This is a genomic window from Aphanothece sacrum FPU1 (genome assembly GCF_003864295.1).
In the GTDB taxonomy this organism is placed as follows: Bacteria; Cyanobacteriota; Cyanobacteriia; order Cyanobacteriales; family Microcystaceae; genus Aphanothece_B; species Aphanothece_B sacrum.
Genome location: NZ_BDQK01000017.1, coordinates 232,137 through 257,226 on the forward strand (window position 1 = coordinate 232,137; position 25,090 = coordinate 257,226).

The 25,090-nt window shown below is 38.6% G+C and carries 23 protein-coding genes and 3 pseudogenes; 13 read left to right on the plus strand and 13 right to left on the minus strand.

The window, feature by feature from the left end:
* Window positions 1–88: 88 nt before the first annotated feature.
* Window positions 89–3,334 carry a carbamoyl-phosphate synthase large subunit gene (gene carB, locus AsFPU1_RS21060; RefSeq protein WP_124973310.1) on the minus strand — a complete coding sequence of 1,082 codons (3,246 nt, stop codon included), beginning with the start codon at window positions 3,332–3,334 and terminating at the stop codon, window positions 89–91.
* A 361-nt stretch (window positions 3,335–3,695) separates the two neighbouring features.
* Between carB and AsFPU1_RS22820 the strand changes: the two genes are divergently transcribed.
* Window positions 3,696–3,854 (plus strand): hypothetical protein, encoded by a 159-nt coding sequence (locus AsFPU1_RS22820; RefSeq protein ID WP_172957473.1) that lies wholly within the window; start codon window positions 3,696–3,698, stop codon window positions 3,852–3,854.
* 24 nt (window positions 3,855–3,878) lie between these two features.
* Here the strand turns inward: AsFPU1_RS22820 and AsFPU1_RS21065 are convergent, their stop codons facing one another.
* Entirely contained in the window at window positions 3,879–4,652 is a 774-nt protein-coding gene (locus AsFPU1_RS21065) for a DUF1868 domain-containing protein (protein ID WP_124973308.1), read from the minus strand.
* A gap of 68 nt (window positions 4,653–4,720) precedes the next feature.
* Here AsFPU1_RS21065 and holA point away from each other — a divergent pair, with 68 nt between their 5' ends.
* Window positions 4,721–5,701 carry a DNA polymerase III subunit delta gene (gene holA / locus AsFPU1_RS21070; RefSeq protein WP_124973306.1) on the plus strand — a complete coding sequence of 327 codons (981 nt, stop codon included), beginning with the start codon at window positions 4,721–4,723 and terminating at the stop codon, window positions 5,699–5,701.
* A gap of 119 nt (window positions 5,702–5,820) precedes the next feature.
* On the opposite strand, the gene AsFPU1_RS21075 is transcribed toward holA, so the two are convergent.
* Window positions 5,821–6,159, minus strand: a complete 339-nt coding sequence (locus tag AsFPU1_RS21075) for a thioredoxin family protein (protein ID WP_124973304.1) — start codon at window positions 6,157–6,159, stop codon at window positions 5,821–5,823.
* Window positions 6,160–6,403: 244 nt separating this feature from the next.
* On the opposite strand from AsFPU1_RS21075, the pseudogene AsFPU1_RS23225 reads away from it, so the two are divergent.
* Together AsFPU1_RS23225 and AsFPU1_RS23475 are read left to right on the plus strand one after the other, a co-directional pair.
* A pseudogene (locus AsFPU1_RS23225) lies at window positions 6,404–6,544 on the plus strand (multicopper oxidase domain-containing protein); the annotation flags it as partial.
* A gap of 174 nt (window positions 6,545–6,718) precedes the next feature.
* A complete protein-coding gene (locus tag AsFPU1_RS23475; RefSeq protein WP_369692090.1) occupies window positions 6,719–7,474 on the plus strand; it encodes a multicopper oxidase family protein in 756 nt (251 codons plus the stop codon).
* 86 nt (window positions 7,475–7,560) lie between these two features.
* Here AsFPU1_RS23475 and AsFPU1_RS21085 read toward each other — a convergent pair whose 3' ends face one another.
* Window positions 7,561–7,710, minus strand: a complete 150-nt coding sequence (locus tag AsFPU1_RS21085; RefSeq protein ID WP_124973425.1) for a PEP-CTERM sorting domain-containing protein — start codon at window positions 7,708–7,710, stop codon at window positions 7,561–7,563.
* Between the two features lie 384 nt (window positions 7,711–8,094).
* On the opposite strand from AsFPU1_RS21085, the gene AsFPU1_RS21090 reads away from it, so the two are divergent.
* Window positions 8,095–8,535, plus strand: coding sequence for a helix-turn-helix domain-containing protein (locus tag AsFPU1_RS21090; RefSeq protein ID WP_124973300.1), 441 nt, complete (start codon window positions 8,095–8,097; stop codon window positions 8,533–8,535).
* 17 nt (window positions 8,536–8,552) lie between these two features.
* On the opposite strand, the gene AsFPU1_RS21095 is transcribed toward AsFPU1_RS21090, so the two are convergent.
* On the minus strand, window positions 8,553–9,269 hold the full coding sequence (locus AsFPU1_RS21095) for an NnrU family protein (RefSeq protein WP_124973297.1): 717 nt from the start codon (window positions 9,267–9,269) through the stop codon (window positions 8,553–8,555).
* 286 nt (window positions 9,270–9,555) lie between these two features.
* Between AsFPU1_RS21095 and AsFPU1_RS21100 the strand changes: the two genes are divergently transcribed.
* Window positions 9,556–10,557, plus strand: a complete 1,002-nt coding sequence (locus AsFPU1_RS21100; protein ID WP_124973295.1) for a LysR family transcriptional regulator — start codon at window positions 9,556–9,558, stop codon at window positions 10,555–10,557.
* A 355-nt stretch (window positions 10,558–10,912) separates the two neighbouring features.
* Complete coding sequence (apcB, locus tag AsFPU1_RS21105) at window positions 10,913–11,422, plus strand: allophycocyanin subunit beta (RefSeq protein ID WP_124973293.1); 510 nt, start codon at window positions 10,913–10,915, stop codon at window positions 11,420–11,422.
* 90 nt (window positions 11,423–11,512) lie between these two features.
* Here apcB and AsFPU1_RS21110 read toward each other — a convergent pair whose 3' ends face one another.
* Window positions 11,513–11,986 carry a hydrogenase maturation protease gene (locus tag AsFPU1_RS21110; RefSeq protein WP_124973291.1) on the minus strand — a complete coding sequence of 158 codons (474 nt, stop codon included), beginning with the start codon at window positions 11,984–11,986 and terminating at the stop codon, window positions 11,513–11,515.
* Window positions 11,987–12,301: 315 nt separating this feature from the next.
* On the opposite strand from AsFPU1_RS21110, the gene AsFPU1_RS21115 reads away from it, so the two are divergent.
* The 6 genes and pseudogenes from AsFPU1_RS21115 to AsFPU1_RS21140 all read left to right on the plus strand — a co-directional run bounded on the left by AsFPU1_RS21115 (window position 12,302) and on the right by AsFPU1_RS21140 (window position 16,865).
* Window positions 12,302–13,501: a HEAT repeat domain-containing protein gene (locus AsFPU1_RS21115; protein WP_124973289.1), complete on the plus strand. Its 1,200-nt coding sequence runs from the start codon at window positions 12,302–12,304 to the stop codon at window positions 13,499–13,501.
* Between the two features lie 28 nt (window positions 13,502–13,529).
* The gene (locus AsFPU1_RS21120) at window positions 13,530–14,591 is read left to right on the plus strand and encodes an anthranilate phosphoribosyltransferase family protein (RefSeq protein WP_124973287.1); all 1,062 of its coding nucleotides are present in this window, start codon (window positions 13,530–13,532) and stop codon (window positions 14,589–14,591) included.
* 370 nt (window positions 14,592–14,961) lie between these two features.
* Complete coding sequence (locus AsFPU1_RS21125) at window positions 14,962–15,504, plus strand: peroxiredoxin (RefSeq protein ID WP_124973423.1); 543 nt, start codon at window positions 14,962–14,964, stop codon at window positions 15,502–15,504.
* Between the two features lie 344 nt (window positions 15,505–15,848).
* Window positions 15,849–15,935: pseudogene (locus AsFPU1_RS23480) on the plus strand (DUF29 domain-containing protein); the annotation flags it as partial.
* A 509-nt stretch (window positions 15,936–16,444) separates the two neighbouring features.
* Window positions 16,445–16,645 carry a DUF2811 domain-containing protein gene (locus tag AsFPU1_RS21135; RefSeq protein ID WP_124973285.1) on the plus strand — a complete coding sequence of 67 codons (201 nt, stop codon included), beginning with the start codon at window positions 16,445–16,447 and terminating at the stop codon, window positions 16,643–16,645.
* A gap of 4 nt (window positions 16,646–16,649) precedes the next feature.
* Window positions 16,650–16,865, plus strand: coding sequence for a hypothetical protein (locus AsFPU1_RS21140; protein ID WP_124973283.1), 216 nt, complete (start codon window positions 16,650–16,652; stop codon window positions 16,863–16,865).
* 82 nt (window positions 16,866–16,947) lie between these two features.
* On the opposite strand, the gene AsFPU1_RS21145 is transcribed toward AsFPU1_RS21140, so the two are convergent.
* The 7 genes and pseudogenes from AsFPU1_RS21145 to AsFPU1_RS21175 form a co-directional block, all read right to left on the minus strand.
* A complete protein-coding gene (locus AsFPU1_RS21145) occupies window positions 16,948–19,146 on the minus strand; it encodes a lytic transglycosylase domain-containing protein (RefSeq protein WP_124973281.1) in 2,199 nt (732 codons plus the stop codon).
* A gap of 48 nt (window positions 19,147–19,194) precedes the next feature.
* Window positions 19,195–19,602 carry a hypothetical protein gene (locus AsFPU1_RS21150; protein WP_124973279.1) on the minus strand — a complete coding sequence of 136 codons (408 nt, stop codon included), beginning with the start codon at window positions 19,600–19,602 and terminating at the stop codon, window positions 19,195–19,197.
* A gap of 195 nt (window positions 19,603–19,797) precedes the next feature.
* Window positions 19,798–20,472: a tetratricopeptide repeat protein gene (locus tag AsFPU1_RS21155; protein ID WP_124973277.1), complete on the minus strand. Its 675-nt coding sequence runs from the start codon at window positions 20,470–20,472 to the stop codon at window positions 19,798–19,800.
* Window positions 20,469–21,161, minus strand: coding sequence for a hypothetical protein (locus AsFPU1_RS21160; protein WP_124973275.1), 693 nt, complete (start codon window positions 21,159–21,161; stop codon window positions 20,469–20,471). Before AsFPU1_RS21160 ends, AsFPU1_RS21155 begins: the two co-directional genes overlap by 4 nt.
* 107 nt (window positions 21,162–21,268) lie before the next feature.
* Window positions 21,269–21,373 (minus strand): annotated as a pseudogene (locus tag AsFPU1_RS21165) (PEP-CTERM sorting domain-containing protein); the annotation flags it as partial.
* Between the two features lie 1,353 nt (window positions 21,374–22,726).
* On the minus strand, window positions 22,727–23,941 hold the full coding sequence (locus AsFPU1_RS21170) for a type II secretion system F family protein (protein WP_124973273.1): 1,215 nt from the start codon (window positions 23,939–23,941) through the stop codon (window positions 22,727–22,729).
* A gap of 42 nt (window positions 23,942–23,983) precedes the next feature.
* Entirely contained in the window at window positions 23,984–25,090 is a 1,107-nt protein-coding gene (locus AsFPU1_RS21175; protein ID WP_124973419.1) for a type IV pilus twitching motility protein PilT, read from the minus strand.

Sequence of the window (25,090 nt, forward strand, 5' to 3'; positions counted from 1 at the left end):
TGGGTAGACTTAGTATTTTTTTGGCTCATTATAGCATACTTTTTCTAAATTAGGGGAAAAAGGTGGGCAATGCCCACCCTACTAAATGTTAGGAAAGGTAGTCTTGCAATGCTTTAACTTCTAAGGGTTGAGTCTGCAAAGATCGAATCGCTGCCACTGTTGCTTTTGCCCCTGCTATAGTGGTAATAATGGGCAATTTGTAATCTAAAGCAGTGCGTCGAATCATACGACCATCTACTTGTGATTCTTCTCCACTTGGCGTATTAATAATAAATTGAATCTGTTTATTTTTGATCCAATCTATCACATGGGGACGACCTTCATGCAGTTTTAATACTACTTCAATGTCATCTATGCCATTCTCCTCTAAGACCTTTTGTGTCCCAGAAGTTGCCACCACTTTAAACCCTAAAGATATGAGATCTTTAACCACAGGAACCGTTAATATTTTATCCCGATCGCTCATTGAAACAAAGACAGTTCCGGTGGTAGCTAAATCAACTCCTGCGCCTATTTCTGCCTTAGCAAATGCTTTACCGAAATCATTATCTATCCCCATTACTTCACCTGTAGACCGCATTTCTGGCCCTAATAAAGTATCTGCACCTGGGAACTTTTGGAAGGGTAAAACAGCCTCTTTAACGGAAATATGACGGGGTATTAATTCCTCTGTTACCCCTAACTCTTCTAAGGTTTTTCCTGACATCACCAAAGAAGCAATTTTAGCTAAAGGTCGTCCAGTTGCTTTAGAAACAAAAGGAACAGTACGAGATGCGCGGGGGTTTGCTTCTAAGATGTAAACTTGTTCCCCTTGTACCGCATATTGAATATTCATTAAACCCACTACTTTTAAACTCTTGGCCAAAGCAGTTGTCCAAGTGCGAATGGTGTCCACAACACTAGGAGAAAGGGTGATATAAGGGAGAGAACAGGCCGAGTCACCCGAATGTACCCCTGCTTGTTCAATATGTTCCATAATGCCACCAATAACCACTTTTCCGGTAGCGTCACATAATGCGTCTACATCCACCTCGATCGCATTTTCTAGGAACTTATCAATTAAGATGGGATGATCAGGTTCTACCAGTACCGCATAAGTCATGTACCGTTCTAACTCCTCATCAGAATAGACTATTTCCATGGCCCGTCCCCCTAATACATAAGAAGGCCGAACCACCACCGGATATCCAATACGAGAAGCAACTACGACAGACTCCTCATAACTGCGAGAAATACCGTTCGCGGGTTGTTTAATGTTGAGATCATGTAAAATCTTCTCAAACCGTTCCCGATCTTCCGCAGTATCGATAGAATCAGGAGAAGTACCCCAAATTTTAGTCTGTACCGGACATTCGGTACTGTCCAGATATTTTTGCAAAGGAACCGCTAATTTTAAAGGTGTTTGACCTCCAAACTGCACAATAACTCCCACAGGGTTCTCAGTTTCAATGATGTTTAAGACATCTTCTTTGGTCAAGGGTTCAAAATATAAGCGATCGCTGGTATCGTAGTCCGTAGAAACGGTTTCCGGGTTAGAGTTAACCATGATGGTTTCAAACCCTGCATCACTCAAAGAAAAGGCCGCATGACAACAACAATAGTCAAATTCTATCCCTTGACCAATACGGTTTGGCCCTCCTCCTAAAATCATCACTTTGGGTTTATCGACAGGAGTGACTTCCGTTTCGCTTGGTTCGTAGGTAGAGTAGAAATAAGGGGTAAAAGCTTCAAATTCAGCAGCGCAAGTATCCACTACCTTATACACTGGAATAATGCCTAAACTTTTACGATGGGCCCGTACTTCATCTTCCGTCGTTTTAGTTGCAAAAGCAATTTGGCGATCGCTAAAACCCTTTTGTTTAAATAACCGCATTTGTGCAGTAGTTATCTTGTTAAGAGGGTTTTGTTTGATAACCTTTTCTGTTTCAATGAGGTCTTGTAATTTATCCAAAAACCAGATATCAATAGCTGTTAATTCGTAAATTTCCTCAACTGTCATGCCTAATTTCATGGCATGATAAATACTATAAACTCTTTCAGGATTAGGACTGCGTAAACTGGCCCGAACTTGAGATAAAGAAGGTAAGGTTTCTTTCTTGTCGCAACCAAAACCATAACGACCCGTTTCTAAAGATCTTAACGCTTTTTGGAAAGATTCTTGAAAGGTTCGACCAATGGCCATTGCTTCCCCTACCGACTTCATCTGGGTAGTTAAAACGGGTTGAGAACCAGGGAACTTTTCAAAGGCAAACCGAGGAATTTTTGTCACTACATAATCAATAGTCGGTTCAAAAGATGCGGGGGTTTGCTTAGTAATATCATTATTGATCTCATTGAGAGTGTAACCTACTGCCAATTTAGCCGCAATTTTAGCAATAGGAAACCCTGTCGCTTTAGAAGCTAACGCAGAAGAACGAGAGACACGGGGGTTCATTTCAATAACGATGACATCCCCATTAACAGGGTTAACAGAGAATTGAATGTTAGAACCTCCCGTTTCTACCCCTATTTCCCGGATAATAGCTTGAGAATAGTCTCTTAGACGCTGATACTCTTTATCTGTTAAAGTTTGGGCAGGTGCTACCGTAATAGAGTCTCCTGTATGTACCCCCATCGCATCAAAGTTTTCGATAGAACAGATAATGACCACATTATCTGCTAAGTCCCGCATGACCTCTAATTCGTATTCTTTCCAACCTAAAAGAGATTTTTCCACTAGAATTTGAGAGACTGGGGATGAATCTATGCCAAATTGGGCCATCTCCTCAAATTCTTCTTGGTTATAAGCAATACCCCCTCCAGTACCCCCTAAAGTGAATGCAGGGCGTATAATTAAAGGATAGGAACCGATTTCGATACCGATCTCTTTCGCTTCATCAAGGTTACTGGCAATACCTGAAGGACAGACAGGAACTCCGATCTTAGCCATCGCTTTTTTGAATAGGTTGCGATCTTCTGCCATTTCGATGGCCGGGAGTTTGGCCCCGATCAATTCTACATTATATTTATCTAAGACCCCATTTTTGGCTAATGCTACTGCTACATTCAAGGCCGTTTGTCCCCCCATTGTCGGTAATAACGCATCAGGCCGTTCTTTAGCAATGACTTTCTCCACCATATCGGGGGTCAGGGGTTCGATATAGGTGCGATTGGCCATGTCAGGATCGGTCATAATGGATGCAGGGTTAGAGTTGACCAACACTACCTCATAACCTTCTTCTCGCAAAGCTTTACAAGCTTGAGTACCAGAATAGTCGAATTCGCAAGCTTGTCCGATTACAATGGGGCCTGCGCCCAAAATTAAGATTTTCTTTAGATCGTTGCGGCGTGGCATAAGCTGTATTTGTAGAGTTAAATAGAATAAACCGACATCATTCTATCTGTTGTTATCCTGCTTTTATGTCTACTCTAATCCTTTATTTAGGTTTAAGGGATTTCTGGTGACGGTAGGGGCATAATATATTATGCCCCTACAATAACTCTTTAGGCGTAATTTCTGTCGTATTTTCTTCCATTAAAATCTTAATAATTTTAGCAAATTTAGTATTAGGTACAGCAGCAGTTGCGATGAAGATAATAATATACAATATTATGTTACCATGCCTTAGAATAAAAAAAACTATCTGTCATTATATTCTGAGGAACAACTATTAAATTATGATTACTTACCATAAGTAGTCAAACGAGTTACTAATATGACTGGTAAGAATCTTCAACAACTTAATTCTATCTTTCCTTACAGTCAAAAAATAACCTTCAATCTCGCCATAGCGACAGACATTCCTAGTCAAGCAATTCCAGCGAATACTTTAATTAAGAATGCCTTTGAAAGATTACATGAACAAGAAAGATAGGCAGAAAATTAAGATAATCTTAGCTTAAATTTCTACTTGAGGATTGTTCGGATCAGCCAGATAATTTGTCATGTCCTCAAATCGGCGTAACTCCACCTTATCAATTGTTAATATTTGGGGGTCAGTTCCCAACCATTTATCATTAAAAGAGGCAAGAATATTCGCTAAGTAATCGCGGTCAAGTTCCGAAGGAATTGCATCAAAATACCCTAAAGTAACATGAGCAGTAAAATGATATTGTTGTTGAACACCTAACCCAATTAAATCAAGATTTTGATAAATTGATTGTCGTAATTTAACAATTTTATCATAAGAAGATTCGTTACAAGGAACTAATCCTACTACTAAAGCACGAGGAAAAACCAATAATCCGACCAATTGCCATTGGCTTTTTCCTGTTTCACTGACCAAGTTTTGGTAAGTTTGAAATCTCTCTCTTAGACAATTTCTTATTTTTTCATGAAAATTCGGATGTTGTTCAACAGAAACTCGATAACCATCATTCCAAATTAAATCGGCAACAGTTAAGTGAAAACTTTCTGGTGGCAGGGGAATTAATATTTCTGAGTCAATTTGTTCTAATAATTCTTTCTGTGTTGTTGCCAAATTATGATAAAATTCCCTATTTAGATTATCATCTTGATAGAGAGGAGTTATAACCGTATAACCAGGAAAAGGAACAGGTTGACGGTTTTCAAATTTGGGGGATTTTTGGATATTCTGAAGTTGGGTTTCATAGGTAGGACTTAAGGTCAGTCTTGCTACCCGATTAACATAAGTTTGATAAGTCTCGTCCAATTTTTTTTTCCTCTAATAATTCAACTAACCTGATAATTTTATTGTCTCTAATTTTTAACCATTTTTTTATGCCAATTTATTTGTTTTGGGGAGAAGATGACTTTGCGATCGCCCAAGAAGTCAATAAACTTCGAGATCGGGTTCTCGATCCCAATTGGAGTCAGTTTAATTATGACAAAATTTCGGGCGATCAGGCAATGGCCACTATTGATGCTTTAAATCAAGCTATGACTCCTGTTTTTGGCATAGGAGAACGTTTAATCTGGATAGTGGAGTCTACCGTCACTCAACAATGTCCTGATGATGTCTTCTCCCAACTTCAGCGCATTCTCCCTGCTATTCCTGAGACTTCCCATCTACTGCTAACCTCTAGTAACAAACCGGATAAGCGGCTAAAATCTACGAAACTATTAGAAAAATACGCTAAAGTACAAGAATTTTCTCCTATCTCTCCCTGGAATACGGATCAATTAATTAATCAAGTCCGACGTATCGCGCAAGAAATAGGAGTAAAATTAACTCCGAATGCCAGCCAATTAATGGCAGAATTAGTAGGGAATAATACCAGACAATTGTGGAATGAATTAGAAAAATTACGCCTTTATCATGGCGATCAAACTACGGTGTTAGATACGAATATTATCACCACCTTAGTTAATTCTAATACTCAAAATAGTTTACAACTTGCTCAAGCTATTCGCAATGGCCAGACGGATAACGCTTTACAATTAATAGCTGATTTAATCTCCCGTAATGAACCTGCATTAAAAATTGTGGCAACTTTAGTGGGACAATTTCGTACCTGGGCTATTATTAAGTTAAAAATTGAATCAGGAGAAAAAGACGAAAAAGCGATCGCAGCAGCAGCTGATATTCCTAATCCTAAACGAATTTATTTTTTACGAAAAGAATTACAAACTTGTTCAGGTCAACAATTATTAAAAACTTTTCCTCTGTTATTGGGTTTGGAATTTAGTTTGAAACGAGGAGGAGATTCTCTTGAAACGCTACAAATTAAAGTGATTGAATTATGTCAATTGTTTCAATAGATATTAAAATATATTTTTTGTAGGGGTGGGTTATTGGCAACAATTTATGATGTTTACAAATAAGTTAAATAAACCCACCCTGCCTCATTTTCAATCTTGTTATCACCCCGTGAGGCTTTTTAGGCTGACTTAGCGAAAGAATTAACCTGAAGACCCTTAAGAGTTTTAATTAATTCCTCTCGTCCCTGAACACCTTCTAATCGATGAATGATTTGGCCTTGATCAAATAAGATTAAAGTAGGTAAATTTCTTAACCGATAAGTATTAGCCAATTTGAAGTTTTCATCAGCGTTGACACTCACGAGTTTTAGGGGGCCATCCCATTCAGACTGTACTTTAGATAATAAGGGATGAATTAATAAACATAACCCACACCAAGGGGCCCAAAAGTGGACAAGAACGGGTTGAGAGGATTCTAAAACCGTGGAAGAAAAGGTTTGATCGTTAACTGACAACATGATGAATCAGGTCGTGTTATTTAAGTTTTTTATAATACTTGGCACTATGCTACATCCATTTGGATCAACTAACAAAGATAATTTCCCATTAGGGCGCATTTTTTTGACTAACTGTACTGATTTTTTGCCCGTCAGATGCCACTGCTGCTGAGATCAGCAATTTTCCTAGCTTGGGTTAAGGAACGAAACCCAACACAGCACATAGGTTTCCTTTCCTTCGACTTCTCAACCCCAATATGATGGTTATGCCCTAGATTTTGTCCCCCCTGACTATTACAAAGATTATCATTATGGTAATGATCGCCCCGCTACCCTTTGGTATCACGACCATGTGGCAGATTTAACGCGACGCAATGTATCAATGGGACTATTAGGAATGTATATCGTCGAAGATGACTATGAACGGCAGTTACCCTTACCTAAAGGGGAATATGATGTGCCGTTAATGCTAGAAAGTAAGACATTTGGACTAGACGGTTCGTTGATCCTCAATAATACCAAAAAAAATACGTTATTTGAGGGTAGTGTCCCTTTGGTCAATGGGGTTCCTTGGCCCCGTATGGGAGTAGCTAACCGTAAATATCGTTTTCGTATTTTAAATGGAACGGGTAGTAACTTTTTTCAACTGGCCTTAAGTCGTCAAGAAAATGCTTTGACTGAAGGGGATATTTTGACTGTTATTGGTAATGATGGAGGACTTATTGATCAACCTATTCCTATTAGTTCTCCTGAAACTTTAAGGGTATCTATGGCCGAAGGTTATGAAGTGGTAATTGACTTTTCTAAGTATCCCCTCGGAACTCAACTTTATCTACAAAATACGGGACTCAAAGAAAGGGTTGATCTTGAAACTCCTGTTAAACCAATCATGCGTTTTGATGTGGTACGTCAAGAAATTGATGATAGTGAAATTCCGGATCAAATTCGTCCCTTTGAAACGATTTCTATTGATGCAGCTAACCGCGAGCGCACTTTTATCTATGAAAATATTCAGGGAAAATGGATGATTAATCAAAAGATGTGGGACGCTAAACGCATTGATTTCCGCGCTAACCCTGGTGATATTGAAATTTGGACACTGGTCAACCCCCAAAAGGGTAAATTACATCCTATACATCTTCATGGGGTGGAAGGACAGATTTTAGACCGCAATGGTAAACCACCTTTTCCTTATGAACGAGGATGGAAAGATATCTTTCATGTGGGTTCCCAAGAAACGGTACGCATTGCCTTAAAGTTTGCCACTAGAGATGGCAGAAAATTAGAAGGAAAGTATATGTTGCATTGTCATCATTTACAACAAATTAGATCATAAACAAACAATTAGGGCATAACAGTGTTATGCCCCTACGGTAATTATCATAATTGGTAGGGATTTAACACTGTTAAATCCTATATGATCTATAATTTGCGCTGCTGTAATTTAACTAAACCCAAAATACCCACAGCTAACAAACCAACAATCGTATTAGATTCAGGAACAGATTGTAAAAGAAAAGCCCTGGTTTCTATTGTTCCATCCGCATTCGTATACGAACCATATCCAACTATTTGCCCGTGATCTAGGAATTACTGTTAAATCAGGCTTTTCTCAAAACCTACTTCAAAGATATTCTCAATAAGAGGGGGAGAACTTGCCTATGAGTTGGGACTACCTTAAAATTGAAACAGACGTGCAGAACTCAACTGAATCATTATCAAAATAAATGACTCAGCTTTAGTTAATAAGCGTTTCTCTCAGAGCGATGGCAGTCGCTTTAAAGGTTAAGGCTCTAGACAGGTTCTTTTCCTTGAATCTTAGTCTAGAGCCTTTTTATTTTTATGTCCACTATCTCACTAAAATTTTTATATTGAGAAGTATTCTTAATTAGAGTCAATAATTTTGAGCATAACTTCAGGCATAACGAAAAAAACTATAGTGCTAGGGTTGACGGTATGGAATATGTAGGAACAACACAAGCAGCAGGACTGTTAGGAATATGTCAGCAACGAGTAAGACAACTGCTCGCAGAAGGCAGAATCAAAGGAGCCTTTAAAAAAGGAAGGTTCTGGCGAATTCCCTTGTACAATGAGATGCCTCAAATAATTCCCGGCAAACGAGGCCCCAAGGGAACATGGCGCAAGCGTCCTCAACGAGTTGCCACCTATATTCATGTTAATCAAAAGATTCTTCAACGAAATATCCATCAGAAAAATCCAGAACCAGCCATCAGCATTCATCGCGGCAATCGCACTATACAATGTCATCAGGTTGATATTCGTGGCGGTTGCAAAGTAATCTATTCTCCAGAAAAACCTAAAAACTGTGGTGCTAGGGTTTGGATAGAAGTAGACCCATCGGTAGAAGTGATTGGGACAGTATTTGCTAGTGCTTGACATTATTGGGCATTAGCTTACCAATACATTTGAGTCGTCACTTGCATTAACCAAGGATGACCCCACCACAACAAAGCAATAAATCCGATAATCCCCAAATAAGAAGGACGGACAAATTCCTCCCATTTGATGGTTTGACGACCCTGCAATATGGCTAAAAAGGGAATTATAGAGGTTCGTTCCTTAACCTTAAGAAAAGCGTCTTCATAGCGTTTTTTGAGGCGATAATCTCCATGCCACACCGCAAACACATGATGAGCAATTAAACCTAAAGACGTGACTAGGGTAAAAGTTGTGCCGATCCAGAGAGTATGGGCAATACACCAGATTACTTGTCCAACCATTTGAGGATGACGACAGATCCGCAAAATTCCCGTTTCGTAGAGATGGACTTGCGGTTTAGCGATCGCGGCAATTTCTAAAAGATTAAAAGTAGCAGGATAGAGGAAAAAGAAGGAAATAGCAGACATTCCCCAGACAAAAGGTTTTATGCCTGGAATACCCTGGACTTGCCATAAAATCAGACCATCATAACGATGATTGAAAAAATAGACAATTAAGACAACCGCTAAAGGAATGCTAACCAAAGCAAAGAGAATACGATAGAGTCTGGCCCCTATTTTACTTTCTCCCCAAAAACGCAAAGCTGCCATACCACTATGAGCGATGGCAAATCCCAATAATAACCCTAATATAATCCAATGACTCGGTGTCAACCAGGTTGGTAGTCCCATTGCGTTTGGTGTTAGTGCTGAAAATGGATCAAAGGGATTTTTTGTCCCTATTTATTATCGTAAAGGAATTTGATACCCGTGTTGTGATACTGTCATTTGGAGTAGGAATTAGATATTCTGCGTTAATCCCCTATGATTGAATTTAAGCTAGATTTAAGGTTTACTTTCCTACTTACAGCAGTCGAAGCATAGGTTAAGACGTTGGTAAAAGCAGCAAACCTTTTTGTATCCGGCTTTTGCCTTTTGCTTAACCAGTTGCGGTATACTCCTTACATTGATAAACCCTATGTCAGATATTCCTTTCACTTTAGATCAATTGCGTATCCTCAAAGCGATCGCTGCTGAGGGAAGTTTTAAACGGGCCGCGGATACTTTATATGTTTCTCAACCTGCCGTCAGTCTGCAAGTGCAAAACTTAGAAAAACAGCTAAATGTACCGTTATTTGATCGGGGGGGACGTAAAGCTCAATTAACGGAAGCGGGTCATTTATTATTATCTTATGGTGAAAAAATTATCACCCTTTGTCAAGAAACTTGTCGAGCGATCGAAGATTTACAAAATCTTCAAGGGGGAACTTTAATAGTCGGAGCATCTCAAACAACAGGAACCTATTTATTGCCTCGTATGATTGGTTTATTTCGTCAAAAATATCCTGATGTTGCGGTTCAATTACAGGTTCATTCTACTCGTCGAACTTCTTGGGGAGTGGCCAATGGACAAGTGGATTTAGCGATTATTGGGGGGGAAGTTCCCTCCGAATTACAAGAAACTTTAAAAATTATTCCCTATGCTGAAGATGAGTTAGCTTTAATTTTACCGTCTTCTCATCCTTTAGCTAAGGTAGCAACTATTCAAAAAGATGATTTATATCGTCTAAATTTTATTACTTTAGATTCTCAATCTACAATTCGTAAAGTTATTGATAAGGTATTAACTCGCTGTGAAATTGATACAAAACGCCTGAAAATTGAAATGGAACTTAATTCAATTGAAGCGATAAAAAATGCGGTTCAAGCAGGTTTAGGAGTGGCTTTTGTTTCAATCAATGCGATTGAAAAAGAGCAAAAAATCGGAGACATTCATGTAGCTATTATTAAGGAAGTAGAAGTTAGAAGAACTTTATCGGTTATTATTAATCCTAATCGTTATCGTTCTAAAGCAGCAGAAGCTTTTATTCAAGAGATTTTACCAGAATTTTCTAGTTATCCAGAATTATTAACCTTAGAACAATTTTCTCAAACTCCAACTGATTTTCAGGAGGTAGTTGTGACTCCTCCTCTTGTTTAAATTATCTCAAAAGTTTTGCAATAATTTATTATATCATGCCTCGTCGTCAAGTTCACGAAGCGAGGGAAACCCTTATAATTTCTAATCTCTAGAACTCTTTTAGAATAAGCGGTGCAGCCGCACCGCAAGTCAAAAGGTAAAGAGGCGATCATTCGAGTTTGCTTTTATGCCACGCGGTTACTGTTTCAAAGGCTAAGGGATCATATAGTTTTCTAAGACCCTCCTAAAAAAACCCTGACTCCCACCAGGGGTTTTTACTTGACACAAAGCTTTATTTATGGAGATTATAAGTAGATGGAATGGAATATGAGGCTTCATGTAAGCCATTAAAAATTGTTGTTGGGAGAAAACTTTAATGCGAGATGCCATTACTAATCTAATTAGAAACTACGATGTATCTGGTCGTTATTTAGATCGAGATGCAATGGGTGAATTGAAAAGCTACTTTGACTCTGGCGCAGCTAGAATTGCAGTAGCGGCTCTTATTAATGCTAATTCTCCTGTAATCGTCAAAAATGCTGGATTACAACTGTTTGAAGAAGTTCCAGAATTGATTCGAGCCGGAGGAAACGCTTATACCACTCGTCGTTACTCTGCTTGTCTAAGAGACATGGACTATTACCTCCGCTATGCTAGTTATGCCCTCGTAGCAGGTGACACAAATGTTTTAGACGAACGAGTGTTACAAGGGTTACGAGAAACCTATAATTCCTTGGGGGTTCCCATTGGACCCACAGTACGGGGAATTCAAATTATGAAAGATATGGTCAAATCTATGGCCGCTGACGCAGGGGTTGAAGATACTTCTTTTATCGATCAACCCTTTGATCATCTGACCCGCGAATTTTCTGAAGTTTCAATTTAAACTAGCTTCCTCGAAGATAGTCCAACAGCGATCGCTCTTTTTGATTAAGGGGCGATCGTTGATGTTCATAACCCTTTATTACAGAAAGACTCAGGGAGGCTCAATTGTTAGAAGAAGAACAAGAAGATTAACAATGGTTTGAATCCTTTCTAAGGCTAATTTAACCCCTTCTTGTGCTTTTGGCGATAATTCTTCTCCAAACTCAAAATTGATACCAGGAATGAAAATTCCCCAAGCTGGAGGGACTCTTTCATAAAGACTTAGGGTTAATGCTAACAAAACTTCAGGATTACTGTGATGTCCTAATTTTATGCCCTCTAGATTAGGAACAAGAGATCTTACCTCAATAAATTCTGATAGGGCTGCATCCACAAAAATAACAGCAGAAGCGATCGCAATTTCAGCCGCTAATTCAGGAGTTAATTGATGCACAGAAAGCGATCGCACCCCCGGCCAAGGTTTTTGTTGAATTGCTTGAATAACCCTGATTCCTGCCCCATCATCGCTACGTAATGAGTTACCATAACCAATAATCAGAATCGTATCTGAACTTGAAAGCGTCATTTTACAGGTAGGGGCGAAATAAGTAACTGGACAAAAATAAACGTTACGGTGAAGTGAGCAAGGGAGCACCGGAGCAGGGGAGCGCCGGAGAGGGGTTACAACCTAGTTACATTTCTTAACATAGTATTGTTTATTTATGTCCGACTACTTATTGGCGATAATGGTAGTTAGCTAAGTTGAACAGAATTTTTAGTGATTATGAGTACCTCAAGATTAGACTGATCGTAAGGAATTACTATGGTCTATGATTGATTCAAAGAATGTGATAAGTGAATCGAAAAACCTGATCTAGCGATGAATGTAACTCCAAAAAGTATGTTTCAACCCCTAAACACTTCAGAGATAGCTGGTGATCTAACCCAAGGAACACTCGTCAACCAATACTTACAGCAATTACAGGAAAATCCTTCTGACTCCGAAGATGATAGACTTAAATTAGCCTTATACGTTTTGTCAGAAGGGGATTTTCAACAACGTTGGGAAGTTAGCAAAATATTTCCGACTTTGGGTAAAATAGCGATCGCGCCTTTATTAAACATTCTTGAAGATGAGGAGACAGAGGAAGAAATTCGCTGGTTTGTGGGGGGAATTTTCGGCGAATTTGACGAAAAAGAAGTGGTTAGTGCTTTAGTTAATTTACTCAAAAATTCTCAAAAGACTGAACTATTAATGGTTGCGGCCGCCGCGTTGGGCAAGATTGGCACTCCTGCTATTGAGGCATTAAGTGAGTTATTGTCGGAAAATTCGGCCCGTTTGTTGGCCGTACGAGTCTTAGCTGAGATCCGCAATACTCAAATCATTACCCCCTTACTAAAAGTAGTTGATGATCCTGCTCCAGAAATCAGAACGACGGTCTTAGAAGCACTCAGCAGTTTTCATAATGTTTGTCTGATACCTATTTTTCTCAAAGCTTTACATGATCCGATCACAACAGTACGCAAAGAAGCTGTTATTGCTTTAGGGATGCAAAAAGAATTTCAAGAACAATTTAATTTAGTCAGTCAGCTTAAACCCTTACTCTACGATCTTCATTTAGATGTGTGTCAACAAGCAGCTTTAGCTTTAGGGCGACTGGGGGGTAATAAGGCCGCAGAGGCACTATTTCACGTTCTTAAGTCTCCGGCTACTCCCCTGTGGCTTAAACAAGAGGTTGTAGGGGCATTAAGTTGGATCTGCACCCCTCAATCTTTAGAATATCTACAAGAAGGGTTACGTTGGGGAGATGAAACCGTTTGTCAGGCGATCGTCAATGTTTTAGGTTGTCAACCTTTGGCTGATTTAAAAGCTCAAGCTACTGAGATTTTACTAAATTTTCTCAGTTCAAGACAACAAGCTCTCCATCAACCTCAAATAAAACAAGCGGTGGCTATGTCTTTAGGAAAATTAGGTCATCCTATTGCTCTTGACACACTCGAGAAACTCGCCCAAGATTCAGATAAGGCGGTTCGCTTACACGCGATCGCTGCTCTGAAAAAATTCTCTCCCTTAGTGGCTACTGTACGCCCTAGAATATAATCAGCCCGACTAATAACCTTCAACAGTGATGAGCAATATTTTTAGAGAATATCTTAAAAAAATCGGCAGTGGTGTTCACACAGGAGAAGATTTAAGCCGTGAGGAAGCAGCCGATGCAACCAGAATGATGTTGTTAGAAGAAGCAACACCGGCCCAAATAGGGGCTTTTCTCATGGTTCATCGTATTAAACGCCCAACTGCTCCAGAATTAGCGGGAATGCTGGATGCTTATGATCAATTAGGTCCAAAATTACAAACCGATAATTTAGCCTTTGACTATCCGGTGACGGTATTGGGAACTCCTTATGATGGGCGATCGCGTACGGCCCCAGTGACGACGATAACTGCTTTATTATTGGCTACTGCTGGGGTTCCGGTGGTGATGCACGGTGGTGATCGGATGCCTACTAAATATGGTTTACCCTTAATTACTATTTGGCAAGGATTAGGGGTCGATTTTTCTGTGTTATCTCTGACAAAAAGTCAGCAACTCTTAGAAAAAACAGGTCTCACTTTTATCTATTTACCTCATCATTTTTCCCAAGCTAATCAATTAGTTCCCTATCGTAATCAAATTGGTAAACGCCCTCCTTTATCCACTTTAGAATTAATTTGGTCGCCTTGTTTAAGTAAAAATATTCATGTCGTGTCAGGTTTTGTTCATCCTCCCACAGAAAATCTCTTTCGGGACACATTTGAATTAAGAGGATTTAGTCATTTTACTACTATTAAAGGATTAGAAGGTAGTTGTGATCTGCCTCAAAGTCGTACGGCAATTATTGGACTTAATCAACCTAATATTAACCCCTCCTGGGAACGTTTTTTCCTCCATCCTAGTGATTATGACTTAGCCGGTAAAGATGTAACCTTAGATTCGGCTGCACAATTAATTAAACAGATGCAAGGAGTGTTGATCGCACAATCTGAACCTCTCCTATCTTTAGCTATTTATAATGGAGGTTTCTATCTGTGGCGTTGTGGTGTTTGTGCTGATATGAAGACTGGTTTAACTCAAGCAGAAGCATTATTAACTAGCGGGAAGGTTGCTAACAAATTGCGCGAGATTTCAGCGTTTAATTATGAATTATGAATTATGAATTATGAATTATAAAGGCTTTTGTAAACTGAGTGTGATAAATTAATAATAAATAATACCTAAAAGCATCCTCTAATAAAGTTTAAGCTAAGACGCATTTAAAATGGTTATAGAGAATTTTGGTACAAAAGTTCAAACTTTTTCTCCGGCGCTCCCTTGCAGTCTCAACTACCAATTTAGATGCGTGACAGCTTACAGCATTAAAAAAATAATGTTTTAATAAAAGTTAAGCTCTTTCGAGTTGCTCACCTCACTTTTAAGAGAGTTTAAGGCATTACTGACTAATAAGTTATCACAACCCAGTCTAGAAGAACCATTATAATTTATAATTTATAATTAATAATTCATAATTTAGTTAATCATGATATCTCGTCGTACTGTTTTGAGTGTAATTATAGCGATCGCTGTGACCATTTGTGGTTGGAGTTCTCCAGTTTTAGCATTAGGAGGGCCACAACTACCTTTAAATGAACTTGTTCCTAATTTTACCTTACCAACTAATACGGGAGATGGAGAAATTTCTTTATCTGATTATCGAGGTCAGTGGGTGGTATTGTATTTTTATCCTCAAGATTTTACCTCTGGTTGTACTTTAGAAGCGCGTCGTTTTCAACAAGATTTACCCAAATATCAAGCCCAAAATACTCAAATTTTAGGAGTTAGTGTGGATGATGTTGACTCTCATCGAGAATTTTGTGATGCGGAAGGTTTAACCTTCCCTTTATTAGCAGATACAACAGGAAAAGTGAGTAAAATATATGGATCTTTATTGAGTGGAATGTCTTTACGTCATACCTATATAATTGATCCTAATGGTATTTTAAAAGAACGATTTTTAGGGGTTAGACCTGCTATTCATAGTGCTGAAGTTTTAGCCCGTCTTGATGAATTAAAAGATGCTGTTTAGGGTTAAATAGGCAAATGTAGGGGTCAACGGCCGTCATTAGTGTCAACTTAAACCGCAAAACTCTCACCAGATAAAACTTGTAGGGTGGGTTAGCGAAACGTAACCCACCGCATCTAGATTGATAAGCTGTCACGCATCTAAATTGGTAGTTGAGACTGCAAAGGCGCAGGGAGAAAGAGTTGAAAATTTTGTACCAAAACCCTCTATAATTATGAAAAAAAAACAGGGCGGGTTTATCTAGTTTTTTTGTGAGAATCATTGATTTATGTAAAAAACCCGCCCCTACAAATTTTGTGTAATTAATTTTGTCTACCTACTTATCATAATGATTTGAAGCAAGTGATGAAAAAGGGTTATCTATTACTGTATTTCCGGTTTCTTGTCCTTTTACATTAGAACAAATATTAGATAATAGTTTTTTACCCGATTAATTTCAGACTAACTTTATTTTCTTCAAAAAATATTATTTCTATTTTAATCTTAATAAAATTCAACTGACAAGCGTAATAATATGTAATATCAAGATTTATAAACATCGGCTAATTTAATTTCCCCAAGTCTTTTCACAGGATTATCAAGACTTTTCCCCAGGTTTCCCCAAGTTTTCCACAATTAATCAAGACTTTTCCACAGCGAATGACAGTTAAATTAGGTTTTGAGGAATTTACGGGGAAAAGGAGTCACGGAGAATCTGTTGAAAAATCAATAAACCTTTTATTGTCGAATGTGTTAGGATACTTGAGTCTGATATATAGTCATGAAAGCAAAGGTTAAGACTTTCCTATTGCCTATTATTCATTCTCTTTCACCTAGAATATAATGTGCTAACGTAACTTTTCTTGGCTATATCTAAATAGTTAGCCCTTGTTTTCTTATTGTTAATTTCTACCTAAAATATTTTCATTTCTCCTAGTTTTATTGTTTATTCCTCTGAAAAAAAATGCAAACTCCTATCGCCCTTGAAGTAGAAATTCCTGAAGACACTTATCAGTCTCTAACGACCTTTTTAGAAAGTCATTCTCAATGGGATTTTAATGAGGTAGTCGCTGTTGCTGTTTCTCATTTTTTAACCCAGCAAAAAGTTAAGACAAACTCTTTGACTTCCCCTGGATCTCATTATCCTACTATAAACCCCTTTTAAAGCGATGAACACAAAACAATTAATTCTCCTTCCTTGGAAGACGAGAGAAAGACTTAAAGCCTTTTCCCAAGTTTTTCCTAATGTCCCTGCTTTAGATAGCCCTATCACTGGGGAAAAGCTATCTCAGGTGATAGCTTCTTTAAGACCGATCGCTAAGTCTGAAACTGCTGTTTTTTCTTTATTAAAAGAATTAGATTCTTATCGATGTTATGGTGAATAATTGATAATGGATAATTACCTCTCCTCCTCAATTATCCATTGATCAAATCTACATTTTAACTATCAATTGTTCATTGTTAAAACTATTTTGCTGAATTTTGTTGACCATATTTAGTTAGTAATTGAGCAATATCTGGGTTATAAATGCGTAAGTAATTCCAATAATTACCAAAAACAGATTCAACATATCCTTTAGTTTCTTTAAAAGGGATTTTTTCGATAAATACATCAGGATCACTGACATTATATCGTTTTATCCATTTAGAAACATTGCCCGGCCCTGCATTATAACTAGCCACAGCTAACAAAGAATTATTACTATATTCTTCATGGGTATGATCAAAATACCAAGTCCCTAAATTGACATTATCATTAGGATTAGTTAAAGAATAATTGTTCAAACTAATTTTATTAGCCACCCATTCTCCAGTTGCTGGCATTACTTGCATCAAACCTGTTGCCCCCACTGGAGACTTAATTTCTGGTTCAAAACGTGATTCTTGGCGAATGAGAGAGGTCACTAATAAAGGATTAAGTTTACGACGTTCTGCCCAATTAATGATAGTTTGATAGAAAGGAAATGGGAATAAGGCATGCCAATATTCATCCGTTTGTCTGAGTTCTTGCCATTGAGTTTCATCTTCGGGTTTATCTTTATGTTTCAGATTCCAAACTTGGTTGATACCCTGAAGATTTTTACCTTGTATCAATTTCAATAAAGCATCCGTAAAGGCTTCATTGACATTCAGTTCTGTGCGATCGCCAATTTCTGCTTGAAACAGGGTAATAGCATCTCCATCTTGTCCTAAACGGTAAAGTTCTTGAAAGATATCTGATCCTCCCGGAGGAAGGGGACGAGTATCCGGTTTAGTCACTGTGGGGGTAATTTGACGAACATTGTTAAAATTTCCTACATTCCAGCCTAATTGTACCGCCGATCGCCAAGCATAATAAGATTGAGGATGACGGGCAACGACGTACTCAAATGCTGCTTGTGCTTCTTTGGAGTATCCTGATTGTTGGGCCCATTTACCGACCCAAAACGCCGATTTAGGGGATACAGAACTATCCGGGTTATTCGTTGCAATAGGTTGGGCCCATGTCCAAGCTTGTTTAATATCTCCCTTATCTGCTGCTTTTCTGGCTACTGCCCAACGATATTCTGCCGTTGCATCTGCTTTGGGATATTGAGAGAGTAAATTTTGACGAATTTCGGCGGCTTGGGCTTTACGATTAAGTTTATCGAATAATTTAGCTTTTTCGACTAACGCATCTGGGGCATCTTGAGGGAAGTTTTGAACAATTTGATCCAGGTAACTAATAGCGGTTTCCGGGGGAGATATTTTCGCTAATCGCTTCAAACCTAAAGCTGTTTGAGGGGCATCAGGAAAGGTGGTAATAAGTTCCTGATAAGCGATTTTAGCTGCGTTTTGGTTCTTGGGTTGAAGTTGTTCTCCCCTAGCCCGACGATAGAGATTTTCGGGGGTACGGGGGGCTTTTTGATAAGCAATAGCTGCTTTTTGATATTCTTCTGTTGCCCAATAACCATCAGCGATAATTTGCCAATTTTCCGGGGTTAACTGAGGGGCAAAACCTTTAACTAGGCGATCGCGGATCGGATTGGTTCCAGGGTCAAGAATGGCATATTGAGCCAATAATAATAATAATTTGGGTTGTTTGGGGTTTTCTTTAAGACTTTGACGAATAATGGCTTGAGTTTGAGGATGACCAGGAAATTTGGTGATCGCCTGATCCCAATACTGAGGATCATCTTTTCCTAGTTTATAAAGGGCTTCTGCGGTAACTAAAACATCAGGATAGTTTTTTAGGAGTTCTTGCCAAGTTTCTTGGGCTTTGGCCAATTCATTGGTTAATTCATAGCCTCTACCCCGTTTTAAAAGGATATAGGGGGCTAAGACGGGGTATTCTGTGTCTAAACCTTCTAACTGCTTGAGGGCGGGGCCTCCTTCGTATTTTTTAAGGAGATCCATTGCTAAAAGATAACGGGCCCGACTCCGTTCTAAGGATAAGGTTTCTGATGCGGCAATTTCTTGGAGTTTGGTGTCTCTTTTTTCTGGGGGAAGTTCGGCGAAGGTCAAGACAACAGACGGTTTTTGACTGTCTTCTTGGAGAGTTTTTTCTATTTTGGCTTGTTGGCGTTCTTCTAACCATCCGACTGCTTTAGGGGCCACAAAAACCGTTGCTAATGTACCTAAAACTGCGATGGCAACTATCCCTGAACCAATTATAAGGGGTGTATTCTTTTTGAGGGGCTTGACCATTTCATCGCCTGAACAACAATTAATTATCTATTATTAACCGCTCTGGTCTTATTTGGGGGCATTGGGGAAAAGTCGATCAATTTCTCGTTGTTGTAGTTCTCTTTGTTGGATCACGGGATCTTTTTGGTTTAAGGCATCAATTCGGTTGAGGTATTGGTTACAATTACGATCAATGGGCGGGGGAGGAGTGGTAATAGTACGCTCTAAACAGGCTCTTTCTGTCCGTTCTCGGTGGAAATGTTGGAGAATCTTTTCAGGAGTTTGGAAGTATAGTTGACTGTTGTGGCGCATATTTTCTCTGTGAATTTCTGCGTCACAATTAATAGCCCCAGGTATACATTGTCTGGGGGGTACACTAATATTTGGCCCAATCTTAATTTGTGCTTTGGCTGTACTGGTAATACTAAGACTCAGGGTGACTAGAGTAATGAGAGTTAATGAGGATGTAACTTTCATAATTGATAATTAATGATTAGGTTTATCGTACCAAATTTATCCGAAAAAAAACGTTAATTCAATTACTTTATAACCTGAGAGTGAAAATAGACAAGATAGGGATTTGATTTAAACATAATCGAGATTTTTTTTTGGACTTCATCTAACTTGATTTGGCATTCCCAAATTTAAAATTAACTCCAATCAACAAATTATTCACTTCTGAACCTTACTGAGAAGTTCTTGTGTCGTTTGATAAGCATCGGTTCTTCCTTGGTCAGAAAACAGTTGTACTGCTTTTTTTAAATCTTTAATAGCTGCCTGTTTATCTCCCAGTTTTAAAAGAGCAGAACCTCGGTTATAATAAACTTCTGGAAGGTCAGGCTTAATACGTAGAACTTGCGTGTAATCTTCCACTGCTCCCTGTTCATCTCCTAACTGAGAACGGACAATTGCTCGATTGCCATAAGCTGGCAGATAAGAAGGATCAAGTTTTAATGCTAAATTATAATCTTTAATCGCTTCAGAAACTTTTCCTAGTTTGTAGTAGGCATAACCGCGATTGTAATTAACACCGGGTAAATGAGGGTCTAATTGCAAAGCTTGGCTATAATTCTGGATTGCTTCGGAGTGATTACCTACCGCAAAATAGGCATTACCAAGATTATTATAAGCTTCAGCATATTGAGGATTAATTGTTACTGCTTCATTCAAACTTTGGATAGCACTTTTAAAATCTCCTTCTTTAGCTTTTTCTAGACCTTGATTGTAAAAAGTTTCAGCTTTTGCTTTGTTTGAGGAAGTAGGCGGTAAAGGAACACTGCAAGCAACAGTTATTCCACATAAAATAACGACCATTCCTAAAATAGTGATTCTGTTTATTGTGATCATCTTAGGACTTCCTGATTGTAACGATTATGCCTAGCGATATTTTTATCACCCCATAAAAAGGGGTCAATTCTAACAACAGCGATGAAAAAACAAGCTAAACCAAGAGGTCCAGTAGGGGGGACGTGTGCTAGTCCAAACAAGATTGCAGAGGCGAGGAGAAAGACGAAAGACAAAAGAGGCACACCGGAACGTCTGAGGGCAATTGCAGCCGCTATCACTCCTATCGCCCAGCCACCTCCCCCCAGAATGCCAAGGAGAGAAAAGGTACTGCCGCCAATAATTGGCTCAAATAAGAGCAGATTAAACTGGTTGGCAGCAAAAATTTGGATATTGGGCGACAAGTCTCGCGCACTACGGATGAGCAAACCACCGGCTATACCCATAATTGAGTCGAGGGCGACATAGAACACGATAAAAAATGCTATTCCGATTCGGCTTAGAGTAGCGGCCCATCCGTGCAGGTTGTGAACCAGTAGAATTACTGCTAATCCTAACAAACCAAATAAAGGAAGTTGCAGCAAATGCAGGGTAATCCACCAATCAACTTTAGGCAAGACAGACTCGAAAGGAGTTTTGTTCGGCAGTCCAACAGGATGCCACATTTCTAAAATACCTAACGTGAGTGGAGTACCGAGTATGATTACTCGCTGCCACCATGTCCATATCATTAACTTATCTAGATTTTTCATCGCCAAGAGTGAAAAAAATCGGCTTTTCTCCTATTATTATCTATATTCTTGGAGGTTAGCCAACGAAAGCTATCCTCCAAACTTAAGCTACATCAATCTTCAAAGACTTAACGATTATTGTTACCTTTGTTTGACAATTTTCGCTTAAAGAAAGTGCCAAATCCCAAGGCGGTACTTGCACCAAGAATCGTTAACGGTTCAGGCATGATATAGGTATCGGGTTTTAACTGAAAGCGGTTATCATTAACAAACTTAAAAGGAGCAATTTGACTTACTCCAAATTCCCCAGCAAATTCTGCCACAACATTCCCATGTTCATCTTTAATTTTGAAGATATCATTATAAAAAAGCGTACTCGATTGTGAGAAACCTGTGTTACCTCCCAACACGGGACCGGGTAAAGGATCTCCGGGGTTGATGCGAGTAAGATTTATTGTTCCAAAACCAAAAGGATTGCCACTACCGGGACTGCCAATAGGGGTTTTATCTTCCTTAAGAAGAAGCCAGTTAAATGAAACTACCTTACCAACATCAAAATTATCTAGAGTAAAGACGAAACCGTCTAAGACATTAGGCCCGTTGTCAATGGTTTCTGGATCTGCTACTGGATTAAAATCGGGATTAAAGGAGGGATAAAGTGCGTTGACCTGATTAATAATGTGTTGAGTGGTTCCTCCTTGAGAAACAAAAGGAACAGTCATTTGGATTGCTAGTAAATCAATCTTAGAAATGGGAGTGCCTCCTGACCATAAAACACCTGTTTTTTGAGACGGCTTATTAGGATTACTGTTTCTCGTTGCTACTGACCAATCATTAGTTTTTACTTGATTACCTAGAGGAGGTGTATAGTCCTCCCCTATCGCTCGACCATTTTTATCTACAGATGCATCTACTAAAGAAGGAGTTTGTTTCTTGATTACTTCCCCAAAACCCGTTCCCTTATTGAAACTAAGGTCGATACCACTTGCTGGTTGATTTGACCAATTCAAAGATTCAAACTCAAATTCAAAACGATTATTTTGGGGGTCTCCTGTTGATTGTTTAATGTCTGTAAAGCGGAAGCAAAAAACTGTCGGCAGTGGGGGTTTTTCAGGTGGTTGTGGAACTTCAGGATCGGCAAAAGCAGGACTAACTGCTGCTCCGACAAATATTCCAACACTAAGTCCAACTTTGGCTAAATTTATTGAATACTTACAAAAAGTTTTGAGGTACTTCATTTTGTCTCCTTATTTAAGGCTAAGTGTTACTCAATATATTTTTACCGCATATATTCTATTAGAGTGTTAGACTTCTATGATCTTTGTAATATTTATTTATTTATTTTTAATAAACTTAACAAAAAAGTTATTTCTTTCAAATCTCATCGGTAAAGGTCTCTAAAACGATTGGAATTTCGGCTCTCCCGACATCTTGGTAGTAATTAATAATAAGCTACATATTTACAATGGTGGGTTAGGTTGCGGATTAAAACTTATTGGTTTTTCATCAAAATTATCCCCCGCCTAACCCACCCTAAGAAATATAAGATTTTCGTATTACCATAAGTACGGGAGAGCCGGAATTTCTTAACCAAGTTTATCAAAGATTTTGAACATTGGCAAATACATTGATAAGAGAATAACCCCTACCAAACCAGCGATCATAACCATCATTAAAGGTTCAATAATACTGGTTAATGCTTTAACTGCTTGTTCAACTTCATCTTCATAAAAATCTGCTACTTTCATCATCATAGCATCGAGTTCCCCTGTTTCTTCCCCAATACTAATCATTTGAATCGCCAACTGAGGAAAAACGTTAGCATTTTGTAAAGCTAAACTCATCATCCCCCCTTGTTGAATTTCTGATTTTGCTCCATCTATTGCATTAGCAATTACTTTATTTCCCACCGTATTACAAACAATTTCTAAAGAGGTTAAGATAGGGACTCCAGAACGCATTAAAGTTCCAAATACTCTACAAAAACGAGCAACTGCAGACTTTTCATTTAAGTCACCAAAGAGGGGCATTTTGAGCAAAAATTTATCAATTTGTAAGCGGCCAATAGGGGTTTTATAATATTGTTTAATTCCAAAAACAAATCCAGAAATGCCCACAATTGGTATCAGAATTTTCCAACTCCGCATAATTCCACTTAAGAATAGCATAAATTGAGTTAATGCCGGAAGTTCTGTCCCTAAATCAGCGAAAATTTTAGCAAAAACTGGAATCAAAAAGATAGTCATACCGAAGAAAACTAGAACTGCCAAAATTCCCACTGTAACCGGATAAGCCATAGCCGATTTAATTTGGTTTTGTAGTCTAGCCATATCTTCAAGAAGTTGAGCTAAACGGTTAAGAACTTCATCGAGTACCCCCCCCGTTTCTCCTGCTTCTACCATACTGACATAAAGCTGATCAAAACAGTCAGGATGTTTCGCTAAAGCTTCGGATAAACTAATCCCTTGTTGAACTTCTGTGCTAATAGCAAGTAAGGCTTTTTTTAATTTAGGATTACTTGCTTGATCCGATAAAACTCCTAAACAACGAACAATGGCAACTCCGGCATTAATCATTACAGAAAATTGACGAGAGAACACGGCTTTGTCCTTGACTTTAACCGAACTCATCATCGAATCTAGCCCACCTAGATTAATTTCTATCCCGGCTTTACTGATCTTACCAATGGCAGGATATTGTTGTCTAAGCATTGCTCTTGCTTGTTCAGGAGACATTGCTTGTATTTTTTGCTTAGAAATTTTTCCTTTGCTATCTTTAACTTGTGCAATATAAGTAGGCATTTTTTTAACCAACAATAAACCGTGAATAATTAATTATTAAAATTAAATACGAGCTTTCGCTTTTAATCCTGTACTAGCACCAGCAACTAACCGTTGTAATTCATCGGGTCTACCACTTTTAGAAATTGCTTCTTCAAAAGAAACGCTGCCACTTACTACCATACTGGCTAAAGCTTGTTCCATAGTTTGCATTCCTAATTTCATCCCTGTTTGAATAGCTGAATAGACTTGTCCTGCTTTTCCTTCTCGCATTAAGTTAGCAATAGCTGGTGTTACTATCATAATTTCTTGAGCCATTGCTCGTCCAAATTCTCCGGGTTTGGGGTTTTTCTTTTTGACTAAACATTGACTAAAAACTGCAATCAAAGAGTTAGATAACATGGCCCGAATTTGCGATTGTTGATTAGCGGGAAATACGTCAATGATCCTATCAAGAGTACCTGCTGCCGAATTAGTGTGTAATGTGCCAAAAACTAAGTGTCCAGTTTCTGCGGCAGTGATCGCTAAAGCAATGGTTTCTAAATCTCGCATTTCTCCCACAAGGATAATGTCTGGGTCTTCCCGTAAAGATGCTTTTAACGCATTAGCAAAAGATTTCGTATCTTCCCCTTTTTGTCGCTGATGAAAGAGGCTTTTGACATTAGGAAAAACATATTCAATAGGATCTTCAACCGTCAGAATATGCTCACCTCTTGTACGATTAATTAAATCTAAAATAGCTGCCAGAGTTGTAGTTTTTCCTGAGCCTGTTTGTCCCGTTACTAATACCATTCCTCTTGGACGTTCAGCCATTTCTCGGACAATATTAGGTAAACCTAACTGTTCAAAATTAGGAATTTTAGAGGATAAAGCCCGTAAACAAGCAGCATAACAACCCCGTTCTTTATAGACATTGACCCGAAATCGAGCTAACCCTTTTACCCCATAAGAACAGTCTAATTCCCAATTTTGTTCTAACTCTTTGCGTTGGGTATTATTGAGCATACTAAAAATGAGTTTTTGACTTTCTTGAGGAGATAAAGGTTCTTCATCAATAGGAGCCAATTTTCCACTAATACGAAAATAAATAGGCGCACCCGCTTGAATATGCATATCAGAGCCACCCATTTCTACAAGTTGCTCCATTAAGTCTTCAATCATCATGTCCAT

Bases quoted from the DNA above. Each gene is read 5' to 3' on its own strand.
- AsFPU1_RS21075 (WP_124973304.1), bottom strand. From the start codon at position 6,159: ATGTTGTCAGTTAACGATCAAACCTTTTCTTCCACGGTTTTAGAATCC.
- AsFPU1_RS21140 (WP_124973283.1), top strand. From the start codon at position 16,650: ATGAACACAAAACAATTAATTCTCCTTCCTTGGAAGACGAGAGAAAGA.
- AsFPU1_RS22820 (WP_172957473.1), top strand. From the start codon at position 3,696: ATGACTGGTAAGAATCTTCAACAACTTAATTCTATCTTTCCTTACAGT.
- AsFPU1_RS21090 (WP_124973300.1), top strand. From the start codon at position 8,095: ATGGAATATGTAGGAACAACACAAGCAGCAGGACTGTTAGGAATATGT.
- AsFPU1_RS21120 (WP_124973287.1), top strand. From the start codon at position 13,530: ATGAGCAATATTTTTAGAGAATATCTTAAAAAAATCGGCAGTGGTGTT.
- AsFPU1_RS21170 (WP_124973273.1), bottom strand. From the start codon at position 23,941: ATGCCTACTTATATTGCACAAGTTAAAGATAGCAAAGGAAAAATTTCT.
- AsFPU1_RS21100 (WP_124973295.1), top strand. From the start codon at position 9,556: ATGTCAGATATTCCTTTCACTTTAGATCAATTGCGTATCCTCAAAGCG.
- AsFPU1_RS23475 (WP_369692090.1), top strand. From the start codon at position 6,719: ATGGGAGTAGCTAACCGTAAATATCGTTTTCGTATTTTAAATGGAACG.
- AsFPU1_RS21135 (WP_124973285.1), top strand. From the start codon at position 16,445: ATGCAAACTCCTATCGCCCTTGAAGTAGAAATTCCTGAAGACACTTAT.
- AsFPU1_RS21115 (WP_124973289.1), top strand. From the start codon at position 12,302: ATGTTTCAACCCCTAAACACTTCAGAGATAGCTGGTGATCTAACCCAA.
- AsFPU1_RS21095 (WP_124973297.1), bottom strand. From the start codon at position 9,269: ATGGGACTACCAACCTGGTTGACACCGAGTCATTGGATTATATTAGGG.
- AsFPU1_RS21110 (WP_124973291.1), bottom strand. From the start codon at position 11,986: ATGACGCTTTCAAGTTCAGATACGATTCTGATTATTGGTTATGGTAAC.
- AsFPU1_RS21145 (WP_124973281.1), bottom strand. From the start codon at position 19,146: ATGGTCAAGCCCCTCAAAAAGAATACACCCCTTATAATTGGTTCAGGG.
- AsFPU1_RS21175 (WP_124973419.1), bottom strand. From the start codon at position 25,090: ATGGACATGATGATTGAAGACTTAATGGAGCAACTTGTAGAAATGGGT.
- holA (WP_124973306.1), top strand. From the start codon at position 4,721: ATGCCAATTTATTTGTTTTGGGGAGAAGATGACTTTGCGATCGCCCAA.
- AsFPU1_RS21160 (WP_124973275.1), bottom strand. From the start codon at position 21,161: ATGAAAAATCTAGATAAGTTAATGATATGGACATGGTGGCAGCGAGTA.
- AsFPU1_RS21150 (WP_124973279.1), bottom strand. From the start codon at position 19,602: ATGAAAGTTACATCCTCATTAACTCTCATTACTCTAGTCACCCTGAGT.
- carB (WP_124973310.1), bottom strand. From the start codon at position 3,334: ATGCCACGCCGCAACGATCTAAAGAAAATCTTAATTTTGGGCGCAGGC.
- AsFPU1_RS21155 (WP_124973277.1), bottom strand. From the start codon at position 20,472: ATGATCACAATAAACAGAATCACTATTTTAGGAATGGTCGTTATTTTA.
- apcB (WP_124973293.1), top strand. From the start codon at position 10,913: ATGCGAGATGCCATTACTAATCTAATTAGAAACTACGATGTATCTGGT.